This is a genomic window from Sutcliffiella horikoshii, from assembly GCF_008180725.1.
GTDB classification, from domain to species: domain Bacteria; phylum Bacillota; class Bacilli; order Bacillales; family Bacillaceae_I; genus Sutcliffiella_A; species Sutcliffiella_A horikoshii_B.
This window is the reverse complement of record NZ_VTEV01000004.1, coordinates 22,309-45,835: the sequence shown is the minus strand read 5'-3', so window position 1 is coordinate 45,835 and position 23,527 is coordinate 22,309. Positions and strand designations below refer to the sequence as shown.

Here is a 23,527-nt window from a genome sequence, read left to right as displayed (position 1 = left end):
TGCTATTCCCCCTTGTTCTGATTTAAAAAAGCTAATAGTGCCAGTTCGTAACCGTAAAAACCAAGCCCTACAATCTGGCCCATTGTAACAGGTGCGGTGACGGATGTATGTCTGAATTCTTCCCGCTTATGTATGTTGGAAATGTGCACTTCCATTACTGGTACAGTTATGCTTGCAATGGCATCGCGGATTGCATAGCTGTAGTGGGTAAAGGCGCCAGGGTTTATGACAATCCCGTCGTATTGGCCTTCCGCATCGTGAAGCTTATCGATAAGCTCTCCTTCGTGGTTGCTTTGGAAACAAGTTAGTTCACACGAGTTTTTGCTTGCGAATGCTTGAAGTTGCGCTTCGAGATCCTGCAATGTTTGACTTCCATATACTGCGGGTTCTCTTAGTCCCAATCTGTTTAGGTTAGGCCCGTTAAGAACAAGTAAGCGCATTCCTAAATCTCCTTTTTTTTACTCTTGTCGATTTCCGTTCCAGGTGTCGCTTTTCCAGAGGGCGGTACGGAAGCCTCCTCGGCTTACGACAAAGCCACTTAAAAATTCTCTGATTTATGATGATTTAGACACCGCTGTTGATCTCCGCAAATGGCTTCGCTTATCCTTTGGGCGGTGCTCGAGCCTCCTCACTACGTTGCAGGGTCTCAAGCTACCGCTATCTCCCACAGGAGTTTCACACCTTCCACTACAATCGACAAGGAAAACACTCTAATTTTTAATAAGAAAAAGAATGTCCAATTACTGAACATTCTATCACATTCCGTTATTCCCTACTACTCATTCGTTGAGGATTGTGTTTGTTCTTGGGAGTGCTGTTTGTCCTGATTCTGCATTTCATTATGCTCGAATGAGATGGAATAGCCTACAAAAACCCCGAACAATATGTACAAGCATACATTTGTCACGTTGGTATCTAGGGTAAGTTCCTTGACTGTCTTAATGGAAGGAAACATTGGGTTCAATAAGAAGAAAACTAGTCCCCATAGTGCAATGCCATAAACTATCCCTATCCAGAATTGCTGAAACTTCTTTAGTGTCGCGGCATAAATGAGCGCAGCTCCGATACCAAACAACCCAAGCAGGATGATACTAATTACATACCCCAGCCATCCCTTTTTCCAATCACCAAGTGCCCAGGGCTGAAGCACCACATTTGGGCTGATTTCGGTAAAGCTGAATATGTAGGCAATATATCCGATAATACTCCAGAACACACCACCGACAAATCCGGTAACGATTACTTTTGTCATAAACCCCATCGGTTGTTCTCTTTGGTTCTGTTCTAATTTCTTTTTATCACTCATGATTTGGCTCCCTTTCTTCTGCATCATTACACATATCTTTCCATAAGAACGACAGAACCATACAGTACCAGGGAACTTTTTCAAACAAAGAATCTTAGGGAGTAGAGGTTTTTTGAAGATTCGGGTAGAATATTAAGTAATAGAAATTTTTTCTTCTTAGAAAAGTTAGGTTGGTGCTATTTATGTCAAATGATTCAAAACCTGTTTATGGAGGACAGGCTGTGGTTGAGGGTGTGATGTTTGGTGGAAAACGCCATTATGTTACTGCCATTCGCAGAAAAGATGACTCCATTGAATATCTGCAAGTGCCAAGAAAAACAAACCCGACATTACAGTCGCTTAAGAAAATTCCTTTTATCCGAGGGATTGTCGCAATAGTGGAAGCAGCAGGGAATGGATCCAAGCATCTGAATTTCTCCACGGAACGATATGATGTGGACCCGAGCCAAGATGAGGAAGAGATTTATAATAAAAAAGAGCCTTCCAAACTAGAAATGATCCTTAGCGTTGCAGCAGTCGGGGTTTTATCGTTTATTTTCGGGAAGTTCATTTTCACCCTTGTGCCCGTTTTTTTGGCAGAACTAACAAAGCCAATTTTCCCGGGGGATTTTGCACAGGTATTGATTGAAACGGTTTTTAAATTGATGCTTTTGTTGGCATACATATACTTCATTTCCTTTACCCCGATCATTAAAAGGGTATTTCAATATCATGGCGCGGAACATAAAGTGATTAACGCTTATGAAAACGGGAAAGAATTAACTGTAAGCAATATACAAGCGCAATCAAGATTGCATTATAGATGTGGCAGTAGTTTTATATTATTTACAGTCGTTGTAGGCTTCTTTATATACCTTCTTGTACCGACAGATCCTTTATGGTTACGAGTTTTAAACCGTTTAGCGCTCATCCCCGTCGTTTTAGGTATCTCTTTTGAAGTATTACAGCTTACAAACAAAGTCCGCGAAATTCCTGTTTTAAAAGTTTTAGGGTATCCTGGTCTTTGGTTGCAACTGCTAACAACGAAGGAGCCAACGGACGACCAAGTAGAGGTTGCCATCCTTTCCTTTAAGAAATTATTGGAGCTAGAAAAAGATTCAGAGAAAAAGATTACCGAAGAAATAGTATAAAAATCCGCAACAAGCCTTATCCTAGAAAATATACTATTAAAACAATCAGTGGTGGTAACCATCGAAAACAAGCATACTGGTTACCTGGGAGGTGGCGAAGATGAAAAGAAGCTATCGTAAACCAATATTTTATACTCTTGTTTCTTTAGCAGCTTTTTATTTGATCATTCAATTATTTAGCAATCCAGGAGGATTATTTACGAGTCTCCTTTTAATTGTAGGGGGTGCAACCGTATTTTATTTGATTTTCCGCTATTTTATCCAAGGGAAAATCGGAGCGAAAACGGATGCCCGGTATAGTAAGGCTGTCAAGCAATCTAAAAAGAAATACGCAGCCACCGGAAGCACAAAACCAACTATCAGCCCAATTACATCTAGCAGAGATCGTGCAAGCTCGAAGCCTTCAAAACCGGCCGTACCTAAACGAAAAGCCCCTTCCCATCTGACCGTCATTGAAGGGAAAAAGGGGAAAAAGAAAAACCGTGCTTTCTTTTAAAGAAGGAAGCTCGGTTTTTTCTGTATTAGTAACACCATTTCATCAGGAATGCCTCAGCTCTTTTTCTCCCTATTTCCACTAATCCCCTTTTCCTTTCCTCCGTTAATGCAAATTCCGTCACAGCAATATGGTCCATCGGGATAAAGATAACATCCTTCTCATGGCGACTTGAGATATGCTTGGCATCATGAGCATCTTTCATCGTCTCAAACAACGCACCGAACATGGTAATGGCATTATTTATTTTGTTGACTGGCCGATCCTCTTGTTTTGCACTTAATTGAATTCCAAGTACAGGGCGCACCTTTGGGATGCGATCATTATCAAATAGCCATATAGGAAAATTACTCAATACTCCACCATCCACAAATAGATAGGTAACTCCTTTTCCTTTAAGCTTAACAGGTTCAAAAAAATACGGAATGCTGCAGCTCATCCTTACTGCTTTGGCTACAGAAAACTTCTTCGGATCCATATTATATTTTGAAAGATCATCAGGAAGGACGGCAATGGTTCCACTTGTCAGGTCAGAAGCAATAATTCTTAGTTGATCCTTAGGCAGATCCCCAAATGTTCTTATCCCCTTTGCAGCGAGCTTTTTCTCTAGCCACCTTTCCAACACTTCCCCCTTATACAAACCTAGTCTCCAATACAAAAGCAGCCACTTCGTAATGGGGGATGGCAACAAAGTCCTTCTCTGATCCAAAAAATTCATGATATCTGTTTCATCTAGCATGTTACGGATTTCGTTTGCCGTATACCCTGCCGCTGTAAACGCTGCTACAATAGAACCCGCACTTGTCCCTGCTAATCTCTGAAACTTTAATCCCCGTTCCTCCACAGCTTGAAGCGCTCCGATAAGCGCAAATCCTTTAATTCCGCCACCTGAAAACACACCATCTATCTTCAATGGAATCCCTCCATCACATTAAACCGGATAACTTCCTTTTACATCTTTAATAAGGAAGAGGTGAAAATATACCCTTTTCCTTATTGGGGGCAAAAAAAAGAGACTGACCCCACTGCCAGATGGCAAGGTCTATCTCTTTACTGGTTCTCTTCATTCTGTTTTTGGATGATTTGCAAAGCTTCGACACGTTCTTTTTCTTCTTCAAAATATTGAACAAGATCACCAATCCGATCAATGGCATTCCAGCTCAAGTGATGCTCTATGCCTTCCACATCTTCATAAATATTTTCCTCATTAACACCTATCACTCTTAAGAACTGCTCGAGTAATTCATGACGATATACTAATCGCTTACCAATTTTCTTTCCTTTAGAGGTAAGAACTAGTCCGCGATATTTTTCATAGATTAAGTACTGGTCTTTATCAAGTTTCTGGACCATTTTTGTTACAGAAGAGGGATGTACCGCCAATGCTTCGGCAATGTCTGATACCCGTGCATATCCTTTATCTTCAATCAACATGTATATTTGCTCTATGTAGTCTTCCATACTTGGGGTAGGCATAATATCCCTCCATTTCCAATCCACGTTCTAAGCCGTCATATAAAATGATACCCTAACTCTCGGGGTATGACAAGCTAGGGCTTAGTTTAATTCGTTTCGTATTCATAACTGTTGAAATGGAAGATTTGCACGTCGACCTTTACCTCTTTCAAGGAATCCTTTTGTAGATAAAAATTTTTGGAGTCTTTTAATTCCTTAAAGGCTTTGGGATGTTTTCGGTACCATTTCTCGCCTGCGTTTAATAAATCCATTTTACTCTCCACTCCTTGTTCATAGAGAGATAGGACTTGTGTTTTGATATCATCTTCCAGTACTTTTTTCAGCTTATCTACAGAAACATCTGTTAATTTTTCAAGCAAGTCAGCGCGAACTGAAAGCTCTATGGAGAAACTTGGGTTGGATTTATCTTTGTCGTAGGTAATCTTCATTTTCGGACTGGCAAGCTTTACTGCTGCAATTAATTCTTCTCCATCTTTCACGGGATGATTTAGCGCTATTTCCTTTTCTACAAGCCAATCGAGTAATACTGCATCTTCTAATGTGATATTTTTTACAAATGCCTGCTGCTGAAATATAGAATATCCACCAAAATAAAGAACGGGATATTCCTTGTCTGAGCGCCATGAGTTTGTATCAATGGCCACGGTAGGAATCTTAGCCACTCCCATCGGTTCATAATACGATCTTAAAAAGTACAAGAGCGATGTCGGTTCTAACTCATCTTGAGCCATCCCGCTTGCTTTCCCTTTAAATAGTACCGTGTACATAGCAGGATACTCAAAAAGTGCATTTACACTAAAAATTTCTTCTATTCTCGCTTCGGTTGTTACAATCCTCAATCTATGCCTAAGTGATTTGTTTCTAGCAACCTCCTCTAAGACTTCTTTTGATTTACTATTAATTAACCGTTGACTAAGAACAAGTGTTTTCACATGACCGAAATAGACGGGCGGCTCTGATTTACTATACAAATCACTCACAGCAAGGTTTAATGTCTTACCCCTTGCAGAACCAACGAAGCTTGGAATTGGTTCAGAAGGCTTCCCACCTTCTTGCTTGGCAACGTTTGCAAAATTCAAGCCTTGTAAATAGACGATGTACTCCTCTTCCATCTCATCATAGTCCATTCCAATTGCCACAATGTAAGTTAAGTCTTGAATGTTCTTAGCGCCACCGCACCCTGTGAGCAAAAGAATACAAAGAAAAACCAATAAGGCTCCTTTTCGTTTCAATTATGCTCCCCCCTTGATGCATCATCAGGACTTGTTGAGGCAGTTCTCATCTTGTAAAATTGGACCGGTGCCTTTAAAAAGGATTTTACTGCCTCGGTTAAGCTAATAGGTGCCGCTGAACCAAAGTAAGGCGCTCCAAATGAATTTAACGAGGAAAAGTAGAAGACGGTTAATATAAATCCAAGGATCACCCCGAAAAGTCCAAAAAATGTACTTAAGAAGATAACGAAAAATCGAACGATGGTGATGGCAGAGCTTAATGACTGGTTCACTAGTGTAAAGGAAGCGATATAGGTGATAGCTGCAACCACTAACATGGTTGGGGATGTCAAGCCGGCTCTTATCGCCGCATCTCCTACAATTAACCCTCCAAGAACTGCTACAGTCTGCCCAATAGCTCTTGGGAGACGTACGCCTGCTTCATTAAATAATTCAAAAAGAAATAAGATGATAAACATTTCTATTGGTGCAGACAACGGCAACCCAAAACGTGAAACCGATATGGTAGCAACAAGTAAATATGGGATTTGTTCTATATTAAAAGCAGAAAAGGCAATCCAAATACCTGGAAAAAAGCCTGAAACCATAATGCCAAGCATTCTAATTAACCGCTCAAGTGATACAAAAGCATAATTTATATATGTATCTTCTGGCGATTTTGTTTGCAACAATAAGCTTATTGGTGCAAATGACACTGTAGGATTCCCATCCACTATTAATGCAAATCTTCCTTGATTCAAGACCTGCACAACAAAGTCGGGTCTACCTGAAAAGTCCATCGTCGGAAAGACGGAATAAGGGCGATCACGAACGGAGGACTCCAACTCATAAGCACTTGTTAAAATATCTAGTTCTACTCCATTTAATCTCTTTCTTATTTCATGAAGAACTTTCTTATCGATGACATCATCTAGGTACATCAAAACAACTTTTGTCTTGCTCCTTTTTCCTATTGTAAATTTCTCCAGACATAATGACGGTGTATGAAGTCTTCTTCTTATTAATGAAACATTTGTTTTTATGTCCTCAACAAACCCGTCCTTTGGTCCTCTAATTGACGTTTCTAGTGCAGATTCTTCCGGCTGTCTCTTTGGAAAATCCCCAGCATTGATACTTAAAAGACTATCACCAACATAGAAAATTACATTTCCATCAAAAAGCAAAGAAGCCACATCTTCCAACGATTTGAAAGTGACCTCTTCTACTTGAAATAATGTCTGCATGTGTAATTTTATGGATGCATCCTTATATTCATTTAATTTTGGTAAAATATATTGATCTAAATATTGCATATTCACGAGACTGTCTATGTAAATGATTTCAAATGTTTCTTCATCGGTTTTATGTTTTTGGCAAACGAAATCCTGGCTTTGACTAAATTGAGATTTTAACTGTGTAACTTTTTCCCAAAGACTGTCCTTACATTCCAGAAGTGTTTTGTTTTCCATGTGAGCCCTCTCTCTTCCTCATTACTAGTACCAATAAGGCTGATATTAGTATTTGGAAAAGAAAAAATACCATACATGCTGGTAAAAAATAACGATAGATAAACTCATAGAAATAAAAAGTTTCTACTTCCATCCACATTACACCGAAGAAAATTACATAAATGCCCACTACCAATAGAGGGTTCACTTTATAATGTTTTTTCTTTTTGGTAAAAAAAGCAGCAGCAAGATAGATAAATAAACCAATTCTTATTATTGCCCCAGTAAGCCATTGATAAAGAGCAAAAAAATCAAGATGCGAAATATAATCACCTATATTTAAGACCCGCCACTGTTCATAGGCAGGATAGCGGAAATTTGCCGATTCCACAGGCCCAAACTCCATGATAGCAGCTGTCAACGGACCAAGAATTAATCCCATTAACAAGGTGATTAAGATGAATACATGTCTAAATTTAATAGGAGATTGTGAATATGGTTGCAATAAAACAACAAGGTAGATTTCAAGCAGACCTGATAAAGAATACATCACCCCTTTTATTACCGGTGTGTACCCTTCACTTAACAATGGGAACAACAGGCTCGGATCTTTGATGGTTGTATTGGTAATGGCAATGAAGATACCAAAAATCATCACTAACGGCAGTAAAAATCCGCTAGAAATGGCCATATACTTTATTCCACCAAGAGTGACCACACAACAGACCAATATCAAAATGAAATTAATCATCGTAACCGAAGCATCTGATAAAAAATAAGAATTAAGCCAAATCATCAAATCTCGTAAGGTGATGTAAGCACTCAAAAAAAGGTAAACAACAACAGGAAATGAAATTACAGCGGAAACAAATTTGCCGAATCTATTTTCAACCATTGCGAAAAACCCTTTATCAGAGCTATTTTTAGTAATAAAATAAACCAACCATGAAAAGACGAGCGCTATCGGGTAGGCTATTAGCACACCAAGCCAGCTGTCCCTGCCTGCAGCATTTAATAGATTCGGTATTAAAATAACGTGATTGAGCAGCCCCGTTGATAGTATCAGCATCAAGAACAGCTGTCTCGGAATTAAAATTTTCAATACGTTCTGCATAGGTCATCACCAGCTTCATAAAGATATATTTATGATGACCCGGATTTGATAAAATATGCCAATTTGAAATCAGATAGATGAGATGGTGGTTATGTGAAATGGTTTTTTGAACTTGCGGGGGCGTATCTATTATCTTTTTTTCTTTTGTTGAGTGGTTTTGGGCGATGACAAGGCTTCTCTGTTTCCGTTTTGGTTTTTTTGGATTGGTTTCGGGCGGTGACAGGGCTTCTCTTTTACCGGTTTTACTTCTCATCCGAGATTTCTGGCGGAGACAAAGCCTCTCTATTCCTAAAGCAAAACAAAAACGAGTATGGAATACACTAGCATTCCTTACTCGTATCGTTACAATTATAAACCGCACTTCAGCTGAGCACCACAATCCGTGCAAGTATTGCAGCCACCAATCTCTTTTACGGTACCAATACGGCATACTGGGCATGTGTTCCCTACTTCTGATCCATACTGGACATTGGTAGAGCGTAGGTCGTTGATTGTTTCTACAAGCACTACCGGCTTTTTGACGACATCTTCCATTTGGATTTGCTCGCCTTCATCCATCGTATTCTCTTCTGCTTTTAGCGTCAGTACTTGGGAGTCACGGCTACCATCCACATAAACGGTACCACCTTTTGCTCCACCTTTATAAAGGCGTTCGTATACTTTCTTCACTTGATCGACCGTATATCCTTTAGGTGCGTTTACCGTTTTGGAAATAGAGCTGTCAATCCAGTTTTGGATAATGCATTGTACATCAGCATGTGCTTCTGGAGCAAGTTCCATAGCAGAGATGAACCAGTTTGGAAGGTTCTCTGAATCCGCTCCTGGGTTCGCATCCAAATATTCTTGAACGATGTCTGCTTTAACTTCAATGAACTTCCCTAAACGACCACTGCGGAAGTAGGAGAAGGAGAAGTATGGCTCAAGTCCAGTTGATACCCCTACCATTGTTCCTGTAGAACCAGTTGGTGCTACTGTTAACAGGTGAGAGTTACGTATGCCTGAAGTCATGATACCTTCTTTAATATCTTCTGGCATTTTGCTCATGAAGCCTGTTTTGGTAAATGCTTCACGAAGGCGATTCGTTTCTTCTGCTGTTGCACCTTCTAAGAACGGGAAGCTCCCTTTTTCTTTTCCAAGTTCCAAAGAAGCACGATACGCAGTAACAGCAATCGTTTCAAATACTTTATCAACAAGCTCATTGCCTTTTTCAGAGCCGTATTCTGTTTCACAATAGATTAGAAGATCGTGAAGGCCCATAACTCCTAAACCAACACGGCGCTCTCCTAATGCCTGCTTTTTATTTTCTTCTAAGAAGTAAGGCGTTGCATCGATAACGTTATCTTGCATTCTAACGCCGACTTCAACTGTTTGTTTTAGTTTTTCAAAGTTTACTGTTTTTGTTTCCTTGTCCGCAAATTGAGCCAAGTTTACAGCTGCTAAGTTACAGACAGAAAATGGTGCGAGGGGTTGTTCCCCACAAGGGTTGGTTGCTACAACCTTTTGTCCGTATGCTTTTGCATTTGTCATATCGTTTGCATTGTCGATGAAGAAGATTCCAGGCTCGGCTGAGTATGTTGCACAAATATTGACTAGGTTCCAAAGTTCTTTCGCCTTAATCTTTCTATACACTCTCACCTTGTGACCAAGTTTCTCCCACTCTCGAACGTCTCCAACTTCTGACCATTGTTCATTGTAGATGGCCATTTCGTCTTTATCGTATGCTTCCACATCAGGGAAACGAAGATCAAAGTCAGCGTCGTTTTCAACAGCTTCCATAAATTCTTTTGTAAGTGTGATGGAAATGTTTGCTCCTGTTAGGAACTCTGAGTTATGAACTGTGTATGTTCCGCCAACTTTCAATTTCTGCTCTGCATCTTTGATGATTGCTTCTGTAAATCCGCCGTACCCAGGAATGTGTTTGAAGTTTGTAACAGATTGGTACATCGTTATTTCTTGATCTGTTAATGGTGTAAACTTCAACTTGTCCTCTGCTGCTTTTTTGATGCTTTCATCATTTGTATTTTCAATAAGGTAGCGAAGAATTCTAGGGTTTTGCATTTTGGAGATGATGAATTCTACGATATCTGGGTGCCAGTCTGCTAGCATGATCATTTGAGCCATTTCGTTACGCCGATTCGCTTAATCGACTCTCTATGTCACCATAGAGATCAGACCATATCTTACACTTTTTATAAAAAGTGTCCTCGCACTTCGGATTCGCTTGAATCCTACTCTACTCACTTCTACCAAACTTCGGCATGTTTTCGATGGTCGTTGAACCTTCACCATTTACAGGTGCTTGGCTGCTGATTATCTTTTTCCACTTGTTGTTTTTAAGCATTCACGCTCACCGTTTCCAGTCACGTTGTAGCCAACAAGTCATAAAAGACTTTCCAGCAATTCACGAGGTTTGTTTATAGACGAGGCACTTAAGCTGATTTACCACGTCTTGATCCACCTTGTTCCACAAGATGCGTCAATTTTGCAATGTCATCCAGCCAGGAGACACTACCAGAGGATTTACCGTTCACTCCCCTTGCAAGCGCGTTTCGTGGACGAAGCGTTGATCCATTTGTACCAACCCCGCCTCCTCGGCTCATGATTTCCATTACTTGCTTACGGTGTTCTGAGATTCCTTCGCGGGAATCTTGAACGAACGGCATCACATAACAGTTGAAGTAGGTTACATCTGTGTCTGCCCCTGCTCCGTATAACACACGTCCTGCCGGTACAAAATTCATGTTAACTAGTTCATGATAAAACTTTTCAAACCATTCCTGGCGCTTCTCTTCGGTCGTTTCTACCGCTGCCAAGCCTTTGGCGTTACGTTTGGCAATTTGCTCGTAGAAGACTTCTAGAGGCTTTTCAATGACATCCAGGGAACGAACAACTACGCCCGTTTCAGCTTCACCTTGCTTTGTCAGAACTCCACGATACTCTTCTTCAATTAGTACAGAAGCCTTCTTGGTAGACCAGTCTATGTCTTGTATAAAACCAAGACCTCTTGCAGGGAACTTAGGATCTTCTTTAATCGTTAATACTACAAAATCTCCAGCTGTAAGGGTTACTTTCTCTGTATCTTTGAATGCGTAACGATCGAGCATGACCAGGCGGGAAACACCTTTATGTGTGGTGGTCATGTCCTCTGTGATGGGGTGTACTTGAGGAAACAAGCTGATGTCCTTGTTCAAGCGTTCTACATTGATTTTCAATTTGTTTTCGTTAATGGCAATGGTCATTATTACAACTCCTCTAAAACTAGTAGTTCTACCAAAAGTTACTTCTGTAAAATTTGTTTGTACAGATAAGGTATCATATCCGCCAACAAAATATCAACATATAGTATATAAAATATTTTCGACACTACTATATATTGATTTCCCGCAGAATAAATCTAAATTTGTCAAATTGTAAAAGGGTCAATTTAGGGAGGATTATCAAGATAAACGAAGATTATAATCTATTTTCGAGGCAGAATGACTTTTTTTGTCGGTTGCGCATTTTTACGAAATATAGCGAGCCTACTGTACCAACGTTTTAAGAAATTCCTTCCTATTTGACGAAAAATATTTTTTTATTTTTCATTCTTGACTTTTACATATCTAGTCGACTCTTTACACTACCCTACTAGATGTAGTGCAAAACAAAAAGATAACGAGAAATATGCTCCTCGTTATCTTTTATAATTCCACTCGTCTGTGGAATATTTCTTCTCCATTATGGCATGTACTTCAGCTAGTTCCGCTTCTGTCAGCTCATATGGTTCAAGTGTAAGGTTAAGCCCTTTTTCAAATCCTTCATAGAAAGCTTTCTTTGCTTCTTCCATGGAAACTGGAGTTTCACGAATAGCATTGATCGCCACCGCTTTATTTTTAAAATTCTTCTGCATTCGTTCCTTTACGCGTTCGCTAGGGTAGTTAAACAGGCTAAACAGCATGTCCTCATCAATATCTAGTAGAATGGAGCCGTGCTGCAGAATGACACCCTTTTGACGTGTTTGCGCACTGCCGGCAACCTTTCTTCCCTCCACTACAAGCTCATACCAGGACGGTGCATCAAAACAAACAGAAGAACGTGGATTCTTCAATCCTTGCTTTTCCTCTTCTGTTCTTGGAATTGCAAAATAAGCATCTAGTCCAAGTGCCTTGAATCCTTCTAAAATACCTTCTGAAATGACTCGATATGCCTCAGTTACCGTTTGCGGCATTTCTGGATGCTCTTCCGAGACAATCACACTATAGGTTAGTTCCTTGTCGTGAAGGACACCTCGACCGCCTGTAGGTCTTCTGACAAAACCAAGGCCAAGTTCTTTTACACGTTTCATATTTATTTCTTTTTCCACTTTTTGGAAATAACCGACAGATAATGTCGGAGGATTCCAACCATAAAAACGGATAGTTGGTGGAATCTTGCCTTTACTGTGCCAATCTAATAATGCTTCATCAAGCGCCATATTAAATGCAGGAGATTGATATTGTGAGTCAATAAACCTCCAAGTTTCTCTCGTCATGTTATGTACCTCATTTATCTTTATATGATGAATTAGTCTACCAAAAGTACACCGGGATTTCAAAGTTAAAGCTTGGCAGTTTTTTATAACTGCCTAGTAGAAAAGGATGACATTTCGGACAAGCTTTTATATAATATACTTTGGTATAAAAAGAAAAAGAGGGGTTGTCTAGTTTGGCTTTGTACGTAACATTAGGAATTTTGGCGGCATTTATTGTCTATTCAGTGATCATGTTTATCTACCAACGTAAAATTCTAACAACCTTAACGGAAGAAGAATTTCGTGCTGGTTATCGTAAAGCGCAATTGATTGATGTTCGTGAACCAAAAGAGTATGAAGGCGGGCACATCCTTGGCGCAAGAAATATCCCTCTGTCTCAAATGAAAATGAGAATAAGAGAGGTCCGTCAAGACCAACCTGTCTATATTTATTGCCAGAATACCATGCGCAGTGGTCGTGCAGCTCAAATGTTAAAGCGTAAAGGTTACACGCAGCTTTATCAACTTAAGGGCGGATTCAAGCAATGGGGCGGTAAAATTAGAACGAAGAACTAATAGATAAGAGCACTCACGTAATGGGACTGTGAGTGCTCTTTTGTGTTTATTGAACGGTGTTGCTTAATGTTTGGTTGATTTGATCGATGTGACGTCGCTCATGGAACCCAATGAGTTGTACCCATTGTTGTGCGGAGAGGTCGCCTATCCAACGGTGATTGAAACCGTATTTATGTAAAATCTCATCGTTCACTTCTTGAATGAATGTGTTCAGGTTAGATCTGGATTGCTCCAGTAGATTGATTAGTTCAGCTTTTGTATAGTGATGTTCAGAAGGAGTAATGTCTTCCGGAGCCACCACTTTATATGTTCTGTTGGCTAGGATTTTTGCCAAATTTAAATCTTTCTCTTCCACTTCATGCTTCACTTCAATCGCTTTTCTTAGGCTGTTGGTGATCTTGTTTTCAATTAAATATAAGTGCTCTACGTTTTGAGAGACGGTCCAGAGGTTTTCGTGTTTTTGATGCAGTTGTTCTTCTGAGATTCCTTTTAATAGTTCCAGCAGTTCTTCTCGTGCTTTATAGGTTTGCTCATAGTACATTTGCTTTCCCTCCCTTTGTTTCTAGTTTTATCTTAAGGGTTTTTGGGGAGTTTGAGAAGTGATATGATACTCAAGTTTGCAAACTAAGATCATGCTGAGCTGTCAAAGAGCTTGCAATGGATAAATGGTGAGTTTCATTGGATAAAATTAATTAACAATGGATAAGTTGCGGCGTAGAATGGATAAATCTGATTTACAATGGATATAACGGATTTACAATGGATAAAACGAATTCCTCGTAAAAGTTCGCCTTTTAATTGTCTTTCAAACTCCCTATATAACAAAAATGCGATGAGTTTACTTCTAAAGCTACACCAAAATCACAAAAAATCACTAAAAAGAGTAAAAAAGAGAACAGGTCCCCCTGTCCTCTCTCTAATCAAATCCTAATAATCAAGCTTCCTTCTGATAACGCAACACAGGCTTACGTGCCGCCAACGTTTCATCCAATCTCTTAATTACCGTCGTATGAGGTGCTTCTTGCACGACTTCCGGATTTTCTTCCGCTTCACGTGCAATTTGGATCATCGCTTCTATGAAGGAATCCAATGTTTCTTTTGATTCCGTTTCTGTCGGCTCGATCATGATGCACTCTTCTACATTCAATGGGAAGTAGATGGTTGGCGGATGGTAGCCAAAGTCAAGCAGGCGTTTGGCAATATCCAATGTACGCACACCAAGCTTCTTCTGACGCTTACCGCTCAATACGAACTCATGCTTACAATGTCTGTCAAATGGCAGGTCGTAGTGCTCTGCCAAACGGCGCATCATGTAATTCGCGTTCAGTACGGCATATTCCGTTACTGCTTTCAATCCATCTGGCCCCATAGAACGGATATACGTGTAGGCACGAACATTAATGCCGAAGTTACCGTAGAATGGCTTCACGCGGCCGATTGATTGTGGACGATCGTAATCGAATCCGAACGTGCCGTCTTCTTTTTTCACTACTAACGGTTTTGGCAGGTAAGGGATTAAATCAGCTTTTACGCCGACTGGACCGGAACCAGGGCCACCGCCACCGTGAGGACCTGTGAATGTTTTGTGCAAGTTCAAGTGAACCACATCAAAGCCCATGTCTCCCGGACGCGCTTTGCTTAGCACTGCATTTAGGTTCGCTCCGTCATAATAAAGCTTTCCGCCTGCATCGTGTACAATGCGTGCCATTTCCAAGATATTCTCTTCAAAAAGACCAAGCGTGTTCGGGTTCGTCAGCATCAAAGCAGCCGTATCTTCCCCTACTACTCTGCGAAGATCCTCTAAATCTACCAAACCGTTTTCGTCGGATTTTACCGTAATGGTTTCAAGTCCAGCAACTGTTGCAGATGCCGGGTTTGTTCCGTGTGCGGAGTCTGGAACGATAACTTTTGTACGGTTATGGTCATTGTTTGCTTCGTGGAATGCACGAATCATCATTAGACCTGTCCACTCACCATGTGCTCCGGCCGCAGGTTGCAGTGTCACTTCGTCCATTCCTGTGATTTCAATCAAATGTTCTTGCAGGTCGTGCATTAATTCCAAAGCACCTTGGACAGTAGACTCATCCTGAAGTGGGTGAATGTGAGCGAAACCTGGGAAGCGTGCCACGTTTTCATTGATTTTCGGATTGTATTTCATCGTACAAGATCCTAGCGGGTAGAAACCAGAGTCCACGCCGTGGTTACGATTACTTAATGCTGTATAGTGACGCATAATATCAAGCTCGGAAACTTCCGGCAGTTCTGGCGCTTCCTCGCGAATATATTCAGCCGGGAAAAGTTCTGCTAAATCTATTTCTGGTACATCGTTTTCAGGCAGGCTGTATCCGATACGACCTTCTCTGGACATTTCAAAAATGAGTGGTTGGTTTTGCTTTTTCATTGTTGATGAGCCCCCATTTCTCTCGCTAGTGTGTCAATTTCCTCTTTCGTGCGCAGTTCTGTAACTGCAAGTAACATATGGTTTTCAAGCTCAGGATAGTAAGTACCCAAGTCATAACCACCGATTAATCCTTTTTCTAGAAGCTTGCGGTTGACTTCTTTGATTGGAGTGGAAAGCTTCACAACAAATTCATTAAAGAACGGACCGCTGAACGTTACTTCAAGGCCTGCAGCTTCCAAGGAACGCTTCGCATATTGGGCTTTTTGGATGTTTTGAACCGCCATCTCTTTAACACCTTTTTTGCCAAGGGCCGTCATCGCAACGGAAGCAGCAAGTGCATTCAATGCCTGGTTCGAACAAATGTTGGAAGTCGCTTTATCACGACGGATATGTTGTTCACGTGCTTGTAGCGTCAGAACGAATCCGCGTTGGCCTTCTTCGTCCACTGTTTGACCTACTAATCTACCAGGAACTTTACGCATCAATTTGGATGTTACCGCAAAATAACCACAATGCGGTCCACCGAATTGAGTCGGGATACCAAACGGTTGTGCATCACCAGTTACGATATCAGCACCAAATTTACCAGGAGGTGTCAAAGCACCAAGCGCCAACGGATTAGAAGAAACAACGAACATTCCCTTTTCTGTATGTGCAAGTTTCTCAATTTGTTGCAGCGGCTCCACTTGACCGAAGAAGTTTGGATATTGAACCATAACTGCCGCAACGTCAGATGACATCATTTCTTCTAATGCAGCTACATCGGTTACTCCATTTTTCGTTGGGATCTCTACCACTTCCACATATTGTCCTTTTGCATAAGAAGTTACCACTGCTTTTGCTTCAGGGTGAACTGCGCCCGAAATAAGGACTTTTTTCTTTTTCGTATGACCGCAAGAAAGCATCGCTGCTTCTGCGAAGGCTGTTGGGCCGTCATACATAGATGAATTTGCCACGTCCATGCCTGTTAGTTCACAAATCATTGTTTGGAATTCAAAGATTGCTTGCAGTTCCCCTTGTGATATCTCAGGCTGGTAAGGAGTGTAGGCTGTATAAAATTCTGAACGGGAGATAACATGGTCAACGATGACCGGCATGTAATGATCATATACGCCAGCTCCCAAGAAAGAAGCATGCTTTCGTAAATCTTTATTTTTAGCAGCAAGCTCACTTAACTCGCGCATCAATTCTGATTCGGATTTTGCTTGTTTGATTTTCAGTTCTCCTTCAAATCGTACGCTTTCCGGGATGTCTGAAAATAGTTCGTCTATACTTTGTACTCCTATTACTTGCAGCATTTCCTGGATGTCTTGGTCTGTCATCGGTAAATAACGATGTTTCATGTGAGTTCCCCTCTCCGGTTAGTTTTTCGGACGTTGATAGAATGGTGCTTTAACCACTTTTGCTTTTAGACGCTTTTTACGAACTTGCACTTCCACTTCTGTTTCAAGCGCAGTGAATTCTTTTTTCAGAAGTGCCAGGCCGACATTTTTCTTTAAAGTTGGAGATTGCGTACCAGTTGTTACTTCTCCGATTTGCTCGTCCCCTACAAATACTTCATAGCCGTGTCGCGGAATTCCTTTGTCTATCATTTCAATTCCAACGATACTGCGTGGTGCGCCGTTTTCTTTTTGCTCTTTTAACACTTCTTTACCGAAGAAATCTTCTTCTTTGTTTGTTTTGACTGCGAAACCGATACCAGCTTCAATCGGAGTAATGTCTTTTGAAAGCTCTTGACCGTAAAGAGCAAGCTTTGCTTCAAAACGCAAGGTGTCGCGGGAACCTAATCCACATGGAACTAGCCCTTCTTCTTTTCCAGCCTCAAGTAACGTGTTCCAAAGATTGACCGCGTCTTCTTGCTGGCAATAGATTTCAAATCCATCTTCTCCTGTGTAACCAGTTCTGGAAACAAGCGCTGAAATACCATTAATATCTACATTTTCTTTAAATTTAAAAAATTTAATTTCTGAAAGGTCAGTACTTGTCAGCTTTTGCAAAACTTTCTCTGCAACTGGACCTTGAATCGCAAGCTGTGCGATATTATCTGAGATATTTGTGACTTCTACTTCTTCTATTGCATGGCTTTTTAACCAATCATAATCTTTTTCTATATTGGATGCGTTCACAACAAGCAGGTAATCCTCATCTGCTTTTTTGTAGACTAGAAGATCGTCTACCGTCCCGCCGTCCGGATAACACATTGCTGTGTATTGTGCACCACCGTCTTTGAGTTTGGAAACATCATTTGTCATCATTTTCTGTAGGTAAGCAAGACTGTCTTTTCCTTTTACTTCAATCTCTCCCATGTGGGAAACATCGAATAAACCGGCTTTTGTTCGAACCGCTTCATGTTCTTCTTTAATACTTGAAAATTGAACGGGCAGATCCCATCCACCAAAATCAATTGTTTTACCACCATGCTCTTTGTACACATCAAATAGTGGTGTTTTTTTAAGTTCAGTCATTACTTTTCTCCTCCTTTAACTAACCAAAAGAATGTAAACCTACTAGTTTGCCTTTTTGCTCTGATCCAAAAAAGGACAGAGAAACTCCTTTTTCAAAAAAGAGTTCTCTGTCCTTTGCACCTGAAAGTTTACCTTATATAGAAGGCTTTCCCCTTTGGTGGTTTATTCCGAATCAATAGGAATAAACGCTCTCCAGAGTTGCGTCCAACAAGAGTCTTTTTGCCTGAGAGATTCACAGTCATTCTGCTTGCTCCTTCGGCGCTGCCGTATTTATGATGGCAGTCTCTCCCCTTGTTCTCATTCGCAATATAATATTTTCTTCAAACATGGTCATACTAATAGAAAGCTACAACATTCATGTTTATATAGCCAGGCAAACTGCCTTAAAAAGCTCACTATTATCCTACCATTAGACAAAGGAATCTGGCAATATAAAAACACTTATTATTATTATTTTTATATAGCTAAATGTTCGTGTTTAAACAAGTAGATTATCAATATTTTCTAATGTAAACGCTATCCTTTTGCAACATACTATAAATTGGATAATTCAGAAAGGATGCACAACAATGAATGTAGAAATTGTTTTTGACAAAGAATGGCAGGACGAACTGTTAAAACGTATGGAAGATGATGGTCCTTGGGCTAATTACGAACTATTCAAGCTTGCGTTAGAAGTGGAAAACCATCTTAGCATCCCAGAATTTGAAGGATTGCTTGCTCCTTCCCACCTGCCACAACTGACTCCACTTCCTCACCAATTGGAAGTTGCCAGAAATGTCGTAGAGGAGATGAATGGGAAAGCCATACTTGCTGATGAAGTGGGGCTAGGTAAAACCATTGAAGCAGGACTTATTCTTAAAGAATATATGATTCGAGGACTAGTGAAGAAGGTGTTGATTTTAGTTCCAGCTTCCCTTGTATCACAATGGGCCATTGAATTGAATCAAAAATTCTACATCCCTGCTATCGGTCAAAAAAAGAGTTATGTGTGGGAGCAATGTGACGTAGTGGTATCTTCCATTGATACGGCAAAAAGGAGTCCGCACCGCGAAATCATTAATAGCCTGGAATACGACATGGTGATCATTGATGAGGCTCATAAACTGAAAAATAATAAAACCAAAAACTATGAATTTGTGCAAAATTTAAAGAAGAAGTTTTGCCTTTTGTTAACAGCCACTCCTATTCAAAATAAAGTGGAAGAAATTTTCAACCTAGTGTCCCTCCTTAAACCTGGCCACTTAGGGAGCGAGAGTAATTTCACAGAAGTATTTCGTGCAAGAGACCGAAAGCTTGAGAACGACGATTATTTAAAAGAACTCGTCAATAAAGTGATGATTCGAAACAGGCGCGGGGATACGGGAATCGATTGGCCAAAACGAAATGTGGAGTCTTGTATCATTGAATTTACAAAAGAGGAACAGGATCTTTATGATGCCATTAATCAGCTAAAGACAGACCCTTATGTGCCGATTACCAGTCAATTCTCTATTATGACCTTGCAGCGGGAAGCATGCAGCAGCAGGGAAGCAGTCTACTATACCGTTAAGAACATGATTGAACGGAAGCAACAAGAAAACCCACATTATCAACCTTCACAGGGGCTGTTGAACATTTTCGAAAAAATTGATTTAGTTGGACGAAACTCTAAGGCAGAGAAGGTTTTAGAGCTGATCAGAAATGTTAATGACAAAGTCATCATTTTCACCGAATATAGAGCGACACAAATGTATCTCCAATGGTTCTTAAAGCAAAATGGCATCACCTCCGTGCCTTTTCGGGGTGGCTTCAAAAGAGGTAAAAAGGATTGGATGAGAGAACTGTTTAAAAATCATGTGCAAGTGCTGATTGCGACAGAAGCCGGGGGCGAGGGAATCAACTTGCAATTCTGTAACCATATTATTAACTACGACCTCCCCTGGAACCCTATGAGACTTGAACAGCGAATTGGGCGGATTCACAGGCTCGGGCAAGAGCGCGATGTAAACATCTATAATTTTGCCACAAGCAACACGGTGGAGGAACATATTTTGAAGCTTCTTTATGAGAAAATCAACCTGTTTGAACGCGTAATTGGAGAGCTTGATGATATCTTGACGAAGATGGAAATCAAGAATTTAGAAGAGCACATACAAGATATAATGCTTCATTCAAAATCAGAGGGTGAAATGAAAATAAAGATGGAGAACCTCTCCTCTATTATTGAATTTGCCGATCAGATGAAAAAGGAGGACGGCCCACATGCAGCAGCAGGAAATTCATAGATTTTTGGAGCGATATTTTTCGGCAAACAGCTGTGAAATAGTCGAGAACACAAACAGCCACCTTGCCGTGCAATTGACCATCGATATGGACAAAGAGCTAATGAACCGACCTTTCTATTGGCACTATCTAGAGAAAACCGGTGGCGTGCCGAATCCAATGAAAATGACATTGATTACGGACAGCAACAAGGCACCTGAAGACTTAAAAGGGGATCATGTCCATTTTGGCTCTCCACGGATGCATCAGATTTTCGAATCGACAAAAAGTCTTGCAGGGTATATTCGGCTGTATGAAAATATTCCTTCTCATACCGGTGCAGGCCATCTTCCGCTGCATCCGTGGCTAAATGTAAATATGAAAGTAAGTTATCAATGCGACCGTAAGAAGGACGTCATTATGTCACTTGGTATCCATCTGATTACTGGAACGATTGTTGAAAAGTTTCAAGAAGAAGTAGAAAAGATCAATCTGACACCAAAAATTCCTGATTTTTGTTTTACCATGACTCCTATTATAAAGCCGGCAAGTGGCCTTACTAGGCTGGAGCATTATGTAAATGGATTTATTGCAAGTGAAGATCATCAATGGGCCGAAGACGCGAGGAAAAGATGGGATCAAGATCTCCAGCTTTTGACACATTTTTATGAGGATGATGAAGAAAAGCCTGAGTCTTATGAAACCGAGATGAAGGCCCTTCAAGAACAATACGAGCCGAAAATTCATGTAACGATTATTAATGGTGGACTTTTTTATTTGGGTCCATCGTTTATCAATAACATACACAGTGGTAGATAAAGACCATTGTGTATGTTTTATGTTATATAGTAATAAATCCAGTACATATGTAGGATATTGACCATACTGTATACGCATACGGCGGTAAGGCAGACACCTTTAAGAATGGCTGATTTAAGTTTGAGATTATTTTGTATGAAGAACAGTAGTAGTATGGAGATGCCAAGTTTAAAGAGTAAAAATAAGGCCGGACTTGTCTCATAGAGGGATTCCATTAATGGATTGCCTTCTTTAATTAATTGAAAGTGCAGGCCAAAATAGGTGGCAACTCCGTCAAAAATGTTTAATAGCAACAGCGCGATTAATAGCTTTTTGACCATCTTACACCTCCACACCGTTTTTGTTCTTTAACAAGAACAATTATACATTATTTATTCGTTATCACGCAAGATTTTTGTTCTTTTTTAAGAACGTTTAACTATTATTATATCTCCAGTGTATCCATTTTAGGTTGGATTATAAGGTGGCGTGGGAGGTTTTTGGAATAGGGTTAAGTTTTTGTATTTTGTATGGTGACAGAAATTAGAGGGTCCTGCACTTTTTGGCATCGTTCGGCTTCTTAGATGACAGAATTTAAGGTTTTCTTTCTTTTTTGGGATCGGTCCACTCCTTAGATGCCAGATTAAAGGACTTCTGTTTTTTCTGGCATCTATAAAGACTTTAGTATCAAAACCAAGCTTGATTCATTTTCTCCAAAAACTCTTTAGTAATAGGAACCCCTGAACTTTCCCCAATAACAGAATCAATTCCGCAATGGGGACACACAGCCGTTTGACTTTGGTCAATCCATTCCGTTATAAGAGAAGGATTGTAAATTTCCAGACAGAAAAAACACCCACATTTCTTATCCTTTTCTAAATCTTTTTTATGATGACTGCTGAATTTGTGAGCTTGTGCAATATTATCTTCCATGATGAAGTACCTCCTCTCCATTTTCAAAAAAATAAGAGTCCACCTTATCAAATCAAGGTGGACAATCTACCATTTATTTTATCGGTATCCAGATCTCCGAGTAAAGGTCTGGATTCGCCGGATCCTCATCCGTGTACAATTCAAAATCAGGTGCTCCAGAATGCTCGTAACTGTTGGATGGAAACCACTCCGAGAAGATCCGCTTCCAAGTATCCTGCATGGCATACGGCATCGGGCCATGCACTTCAAAAACTACCCATTTTGAAGCAGGAATTTCCAACTTATCTAACGTTTCCGGAATCTCCCCTTCTATCGTCGTAGCTACCCAATAATCCATTACTTGCTCAGATTTCATTTCTTCCGTTGTCCCTTCACACACACCAAGGACACCCTTAATGGCACCATTATTTAATGCAAACAGCTTATCTGTAAAACCTTCTGCATTTACTTCCTGCCAAAACTTCGGTATTTCTCTGGACTGTTCATCATTAGCACATGAAAACCTTCGTTTTTTCCCAGCTACTGTAAATGCCTCTTTGTTCACTACACTATACTTCATCGGTTCTGCCCCTTCCAATGTCACCTGGATAACCAGGCGGTTATAAGTTTGCAGCTTCCCTTCATGCTTCCGCACTTCTGTTGGAGAAGTTCCGTGTTGCCTGCGGAATGCCTTCGTGAAAGCCTCGGGAGTGTCGTAACCATATTTGCAGGCGATATCGATGATCTTGTTGTCTGTTGTAAGCAATTCCTGTGCAGCAAGTGTCAACCTTCTTCTTCTCAAATATTCTGCAACTGATGTATCCGTCAACAAACCGAATGTACGTTGAAAATGAAAGGAAGATACATTTGCACGTCTAGCTATATCTTCGATCGTAATGTCTTCTGTCAGATTCTTTTCCATATATTCGATTGCCTGCTGAATCGACTCTACCATCGCCATATTGCCTCACCCCTTATGTCTATCTTATCAGCGTGAACGATTGGTTTCCTGTTCGTTTGTGCTATGTTTTGGCAGGTTTCTTAATCTATCTGCTTCGCTAATATTGTCATGTAAATAGGATTCCGTCCTTGGATGATTGATTATTTCTTCGGTCGTCATCCAATGAACAGCCTCCACTTCATCCGGACTTTTAGGATAAGGCTCGCCACTTTGCCATTCACACAGGAATACGATGTCCACAACTTCCCGGCCATCCGGTAAAACGAAAGAGGTATTGCGGACATACGTCATATTTTCATGAACTTTGATTCCCACTTCCTCCATCAGCTCACGTCTCAAAGTCCGCTCCAAAATATTAGAAGAAGCACCTTCCTGATCAACCGTCCCCCCAACAAAGGAAAGCATCCCTCCTGCATGCTCCTCCTTATGACTCCGCTCAATCATCAGCCATTTATCCCCTCTGTACACCGCACCTTCCACATTAATAAAAAACATCCCTAATCC

At 40.5% G+C, this 23,527-nt stretch carries 21 protein-coding genes, 2 pseudogenes and 2 riboswitches; of the genes and pseudogenes, 5 read left to right on the top strand and 18 right to left on the bottom strand.

The annotated features are described in order from the left end of the window. Positions 1–2 precede the first annotated feature (2 nt). Positions 3–440 carry a type II 3-dehydroquinate dehydratase gene (gene aroQ, locus FZC76_RS10140; protein ID WP_148988086.1) on the bottom strand — a complete coding sequence of 146 codons (438 nt, stop codon included), beginning with the start codon at positions 438–440 and terminating at the stop codon, positions 3–5. 335 nt (positions 441–775) lie between these two features. Continuing rightward, positions 776–1,306, bottom strand: a complete 531-nt coding sequence (locus FZC76_RS10135; protein ID WP_148988085.1) for a YqhR family membrane protein — start codon at positions 1,304–1,306, stop codon at positions 776–778. A 182-nt stretch (positions 1,307–1,488) separates the two neighbouring features. On the opposite strand from FZC76_RS10135, the gene FZC76_RS10130 reads away from it, so the two are divergent. Beyond that, the gene (locus tag FZC76_RS10130; RefSeq protein WP_148988084.1) at positions 1,489–2,436 is read left to right on the top strand and encodes a DUF1385 domain-containing protein; all 948 of its coding nucleotides are present in this window, start codon (positions 1,489–1,491) and stop codon (positions 2,434–2,436) included. Positions 2,437–2,536: 100 nt separating this feature from the next. After that, complete coding sequence (locus FZC76_RS10125) at positions 2,537–2,932, top strand: SA1362 family protein (RefSeq protein ID WP_148988083.1); 396 nt, start codon at positions 2,537–2,539, stop codon at positions 2,930–2,932. Between the two features lie 25 nt (positions 2,933–2,957). On the opposite strand, the gene FZC76_RS10120 is transcribed toward FZC76_RS10125, so the two are convergent. The 8 genes and pseudogenes from FZC76_RS10120 to FZC76_RS10085 all read right to left on the bottom strand — a co-directional run bounded on the left by FZC76_RS10120 (position 2,958) and on the right by FZC76_RS10085 (position 12,688). After that, positions 2,958–3,842 (bottom strand): patatin-like phospholipase family protein, encoded by an 885-nt coding sequence (locus FZC76_RS10120; RefSeq protein WP_148988082.1) that lies wholly within the window; start codon positions 3,840–3,842, stop codon positions 2,958–2,960. A gap of 137 nt (positions 3,843–3,979) precedes the next feature. Further along, on the bottom strand, positions 3,980–4,405 hold the full coding sequence (mntR, locus tag FZC76_RS10115; protein ID WP_148988081.1) for a transcriptional regulator MntR: 426 nt from the start codon (positions 4,403–4,405) through the stop codon (positions 3,980–3,982). Positions 4,406–4,491: 86 nt separating this feature from the next. Further along, on the bottom strand, positions 4,492–5,637 hold the full coding sequence (locus FZC76_RS10110; RefSeq protein WP_148988080.1) for a Ger(x)C family spore germination protein: 1,146 nt from the start codon (positions 5,635–5,637) through the stop codon (positions 4,492–4,494). Beyond that, positions 5,634–7,085 (bottom strand): spore germination protein, encoded by a 1,452-nt coding sequence (locus tag FZC76_RS10105; RefSeq protein WP_148988079.1) that lies wholly within the window; start codon positions 7,083–7,085, stop codon positions 5,634–5,636. Before FZC76_RS10105 ends, FZC76_RS10110 begins: the two co-directional genes overlap by 4 nt. Then, a complete protein-coding gene (locus tag FZC76_RS10100) occupies positions 7,057–8,133 on the bottom strand; it encodes a GerAB/ArcD/ProY family transporter (RefSeq protein ID WP_262372566.1) in 1,077 nt (358 codons plus the stop codon). Before FZC76_RS10100 ends, FZC76_RS10105 begins: the two co-directional genes overlap by 29 nt. A 393-nt stretch (positions 8,134–8,526) precedes the next feature. Then, positions 8,527–10,296: pseudogene (locus FZC76_RS10095) on the bottom strand (vitamin B12-dependent ribonucleotide reductase); the annotation flags it as partial. 323 nt (positions 10,297–10,619) lie between these two features. Continuing rightward, positions 10,620–11,417 (bottom strand): annotated as a pseudogene (locus FZC76_RS10090) (ribonucleotide reductase N-terminal alpha domain-containing protein); the annotation flags it as partial. Between the two features lie 434 nt (positions 11,418–11,851). Continuing rightward, the gene (locus tag FZC76_RS10085) at positions 11,852–12,688 is read right to left on the bottom strand and encodes a lipoate--protein ligase family protein (RefSeq protein ID WP_148988076.1); all 837 of its coding nucleotides are present in this window, start codon (positions 12,686–12,688) and stop codon (positions 11,852–11,854) included. A gap of 173 nt (positions 12,689–12,861) precedes the next feature. Between FZC76_RS10085 and FZC76_RS10080 the strand changes: the two genes are divergently transcribed. Then, the gene (locus FZC76_RS10080; protein WP_148988075.1) at positions 12,862–13,242 is read left to right on the top strand and encodes a rhodanese-like domain-containing protein; all 381 of its coding nucleotides are present in this window, start codon (positions 12,862–12,864) and stop codon (positions 13,240–13,242) included. A 46-nt stretch (positions 13,243–13,288) separates the two neighbouring features. Here the strand turns inward: FZC76_RS10080 and FZC76_RS10075 are convergent, their stop codons facing one another. The 4 genes from FZC76_RS10075 to gcvT form a co-directional block, all read right to left on the bottom strand. After that, positions 13,289–13,783, bottom strand: coding sequence for a DinB family protein (locus FZC76_RS10075; RefSeq protein ID WP_148988074.1), 495 nt, complete (start codon positions 13,781–13,783; stop codon positions 13,289–13,291). A 393-nt stretch (positions 13,784–14,176) separates the two neighbouring features. Continuing rightward, a complete protein-coding gene (gcvPB, locus tag FZC76_RS10070) occupies positions 14,177–15,643 on the bottom strand; it encodes an aminomethyl-transferring glycine dehydrogenase subunit GcvPB (protein ID WP_148988073.1) in 1,467 nt (488 codons plus the stop codon). Further along, a complete protein-coding gene (gcvPA, locus tag FZC76_RS10065) occupies positions 15,640–16,986 on the bottom strand; it encodes an aminomethyl-transferring glycine dehydrogenase subunit GcvPA (protein WP_148988072.1) in 1,347 nt (448 codons plus the stop codon). Before gcvPA ends, gcvPB begins: the two co-directional genes overlap by 4 nt. A gap of 18 nt (positions 16,987–17,004) precedes the next feature. Then, positions 17,005–18,108 carry a glycine cleavage system aminomethyltransferase GcvT gene (gene gcvT, locus FZC76_RS10060; RefSeq protein ID WP_148988071.1) on the bottom strand — a complete coding sequence of 368 codons (1,104 nt, stop codon included), beginning with the start codon at positions 18,106–18,108 and terminating at the stop codon, positions 17,005–17,007. 105 nt (positions 18,109–18,213) lie between these two features. Next, positions 18,214–18,306, bottom strand: a riboswitch (glycine riboswitch). 3 nt (positions 18,307–18,309) lie between these two features. After that, positions 18,310–18,409: riboswitch (glycine riboswitch) on the bottom strand. Positions 18,410–18,677: 268 nt separating this feature from the next. On the opposite strand from gcvT, the gene FZC76_RS10055 reads away from it, so the two are divergent. Continuing rightward, positions 18,678–20,375 (top strand): DEAD/DEAH box helicase, encoded by a 1,698-nt coding sequence (locus tag FZC76_RS10055; protein WP_148988070.1) that lies wholly within the window; start codon positions 18,678–18,680, stop codon positions 20,373–20,375. After that, positions 20,353–21,171, top strand: a complete 819-nt coding sequence (locus FZC76_RS10050; protein ID WP_148988069.1) for a YqhG family protein — start codon at positions 20,353–20,355, stop codon at positions 21,169–21,171. The genes FZC76_RS10055 and FZC76_RS10050 overlap by 23 nt, the downstream gene beginning before the upstream one ends. A gap of 17 nt (positions 21,172–21,188) precedes the next feature. Here the strand turns inward: FZC76_RS10050 and FZC76_RS10045 are convergent, their stop codons facing one another. From FZC76_RS10045 to FZC76_RS10030, 4 genes are all read right to left on the bottom strand, one after another. Continuing rightward, on the bottom strand, positions 21,189–21,491 hold the full coding sequence (locus tag FZC76_RS10045; RefSeq protein WP_148988068.1) for a DUF5658 family protein: 303 nt from the start codon (positions 21,489–21,491) through the stop codon (positions 21,189–21,191). A 346-nt stretch (positions 21,492–21,837) separates the two neighbouring features. Further along, positions 21,838–22,083 (bottom strand): cytoplasmic protein, encoded by a 246-nt coding sequence (locus tag FZC76_RS10040; RefSeq protein ID WP_148988067.1) that lies wholly within the window; start codon positions 22,081–22,083, stop codon positions 21,838–21,840. Positions 22,084–22,156: 73 nt separating this feature from the next. Continuing rightward, positions 22,157–23,023 (bottom strand): AraC family transcriptional regulator, encoded by an 867-nt coding sequence (locus tag FZC76_RS10035; RefSeq protein WP_148988066.1) that lies wholly within the window; start codon positions 23,021–23,023, stop codon positions 22,157–22,159. A 27-nt stretch (positions 23,024–23,050) separates the two neighbouring features. After that, positions 23,051–23,518: an NUDIX hydrolase gene (locus FZC76_RS10030; RefSeq protein WP_148988065.1), complete on the bottom strand. Its 468-nt coding sequence runs from the start codon at positions 23,516–23,518 to the stop codon at positions 23,051–23,053. Positions 23,519–23,527 lie beyond the last annotated feature (9 nt).

What these genes read in the sequence shown, in the direction of transcription:
- FZC76_RS10055 (WP_148988070.1), top strand. Translation starts at nt 18,678, where the DNA reads ATGAATGTAGAAATTGTTTTTGACAAAGAATGGCAGGACGAACTGTTA.
- mntR (WP_148988081.1), bottom strand. Translation starts at nt 4,405, where the DNA reads ATGCCTACCCCAAGTATGGAAGACTACATAGAGCAAATATACATGTTG.
- FZC76_RS10030 (WP_148988065.1), bottom strand. Translation starts at nt 23,518, where the DNA reads ATGTTTTTTATTAATGTGGAAGGTGCGGTGTACAGAGGGGATAAATGG.
- aroQ (WP_148988086.1), bottom strand. Translation starts at nt 440, where the DNA reads ATGCGCTTACTTGTTCTTAACGGGCCTAACCTAAACAGATTGGGACTA.
- gcvPA (WP_148988072.1), bottom strand. Translation starts at nt 16,986, where the DNA reads ATGAAACATCGTTATTTACCGATGACAGACCAAGACATCCAGGAAATG.
- FZC76_RS10135 (WP_148988085.1), bottom strand. Translation starts at nt 1,306, where the DNA reads ATGAGTGATAAAAAGAAATTAGAACAGAACCAAAGAGAACAACCGATG.
- FZC76_RS10125 (WP_148988083.1), top strand. Translation starts at nt 2,537, where the DNA reads ATGAAAAGAAGCTATCGTAAACCAATATTTTATACTCTTGTTTCTTTA.
- FZC76_RS10075 (WP_148988074.1), bottom strand. Translation starts at nt 13,783, where the DNA reads ATGTACTATGAGCAAACCTATAAAGCACGAGAAGAACTGCTGGAACTA.
- FZC76_RS10105 (WP_148988079.1), bottom strand. Translation starts at nt 7,085, where the DNA reads ATGGAAAACAAAACACTTCTGGAATGTAAGGACAGTCTTTGGGAAAAA.
- gcvPB (WP_148988073.1), bottom strand. Translation starts at nt 15,643, where the DNA reads ATGAAAAAGCAAAACCAACCACTCATTTTTGAAATGTCCAGAGAAGGT.
- FZC76_RS10130 (WP_148988084.1), top strand. Translation starts at nt 1,489, where the DNA reads ATGTCAAATGATTCAAAACCTGTTTATGGAGGACAGGCTGTGGTTGAG.
- FZC76_RS10085 (WP_148988076.1), bottom strand. Translation starts at nt 12,688, where the DNA reads ATGACGAGAGAAACTTGGAGGTTTATTGACTCACAATATCAATCTCCT.
- FZC76_RS10045 (WP_148988068.1), bottom strand. Translation starts at nt 21,491, where the DNA reads ATGGTCAAAAAGCTATTAATCGCGCTGTTGCTATTAAACATTTTTGAC.
- gcvT (WP_148988071.1), bottom strand. Translation starts at nt 18,108, where the DNA reads ATGACTGAACTTAAAAAAACACCACTATTTGATGTGTACAAAGAGCAT.
- FZC76_RS10100 (WP_262372566.1), bottom strand. Translation starts at nt 8,133, where the DNA reads ATGCTGATACTATCAACGGGGCTGCTCAATCACGTTATTTTAATACCG.
- FZC76_RS10035 (WP_148988066.1), bottom strand. Translation starts at nt 23,023, where the DNA reads ATGGCGATGGTAGAGTCGATTCAGCAGGCAATCGAATATATGGAAAAG.
- FZC76_RS10050 (WP_148988069.1), top strand. Translation starts at nt 20,353, where the DNA reads ATGCAGCAGCAGGAAATTCATAGATTTTTGGAGCGATATTTTTCGGCA.
- FZC76_RS10040 (WP_148988067.1), bottom strand. Translation starts at nt 22,083, where the DNA reads ATGGAAGATAATATTGCACAAGCTCACAAATTCAGCAGTCATCATAAA.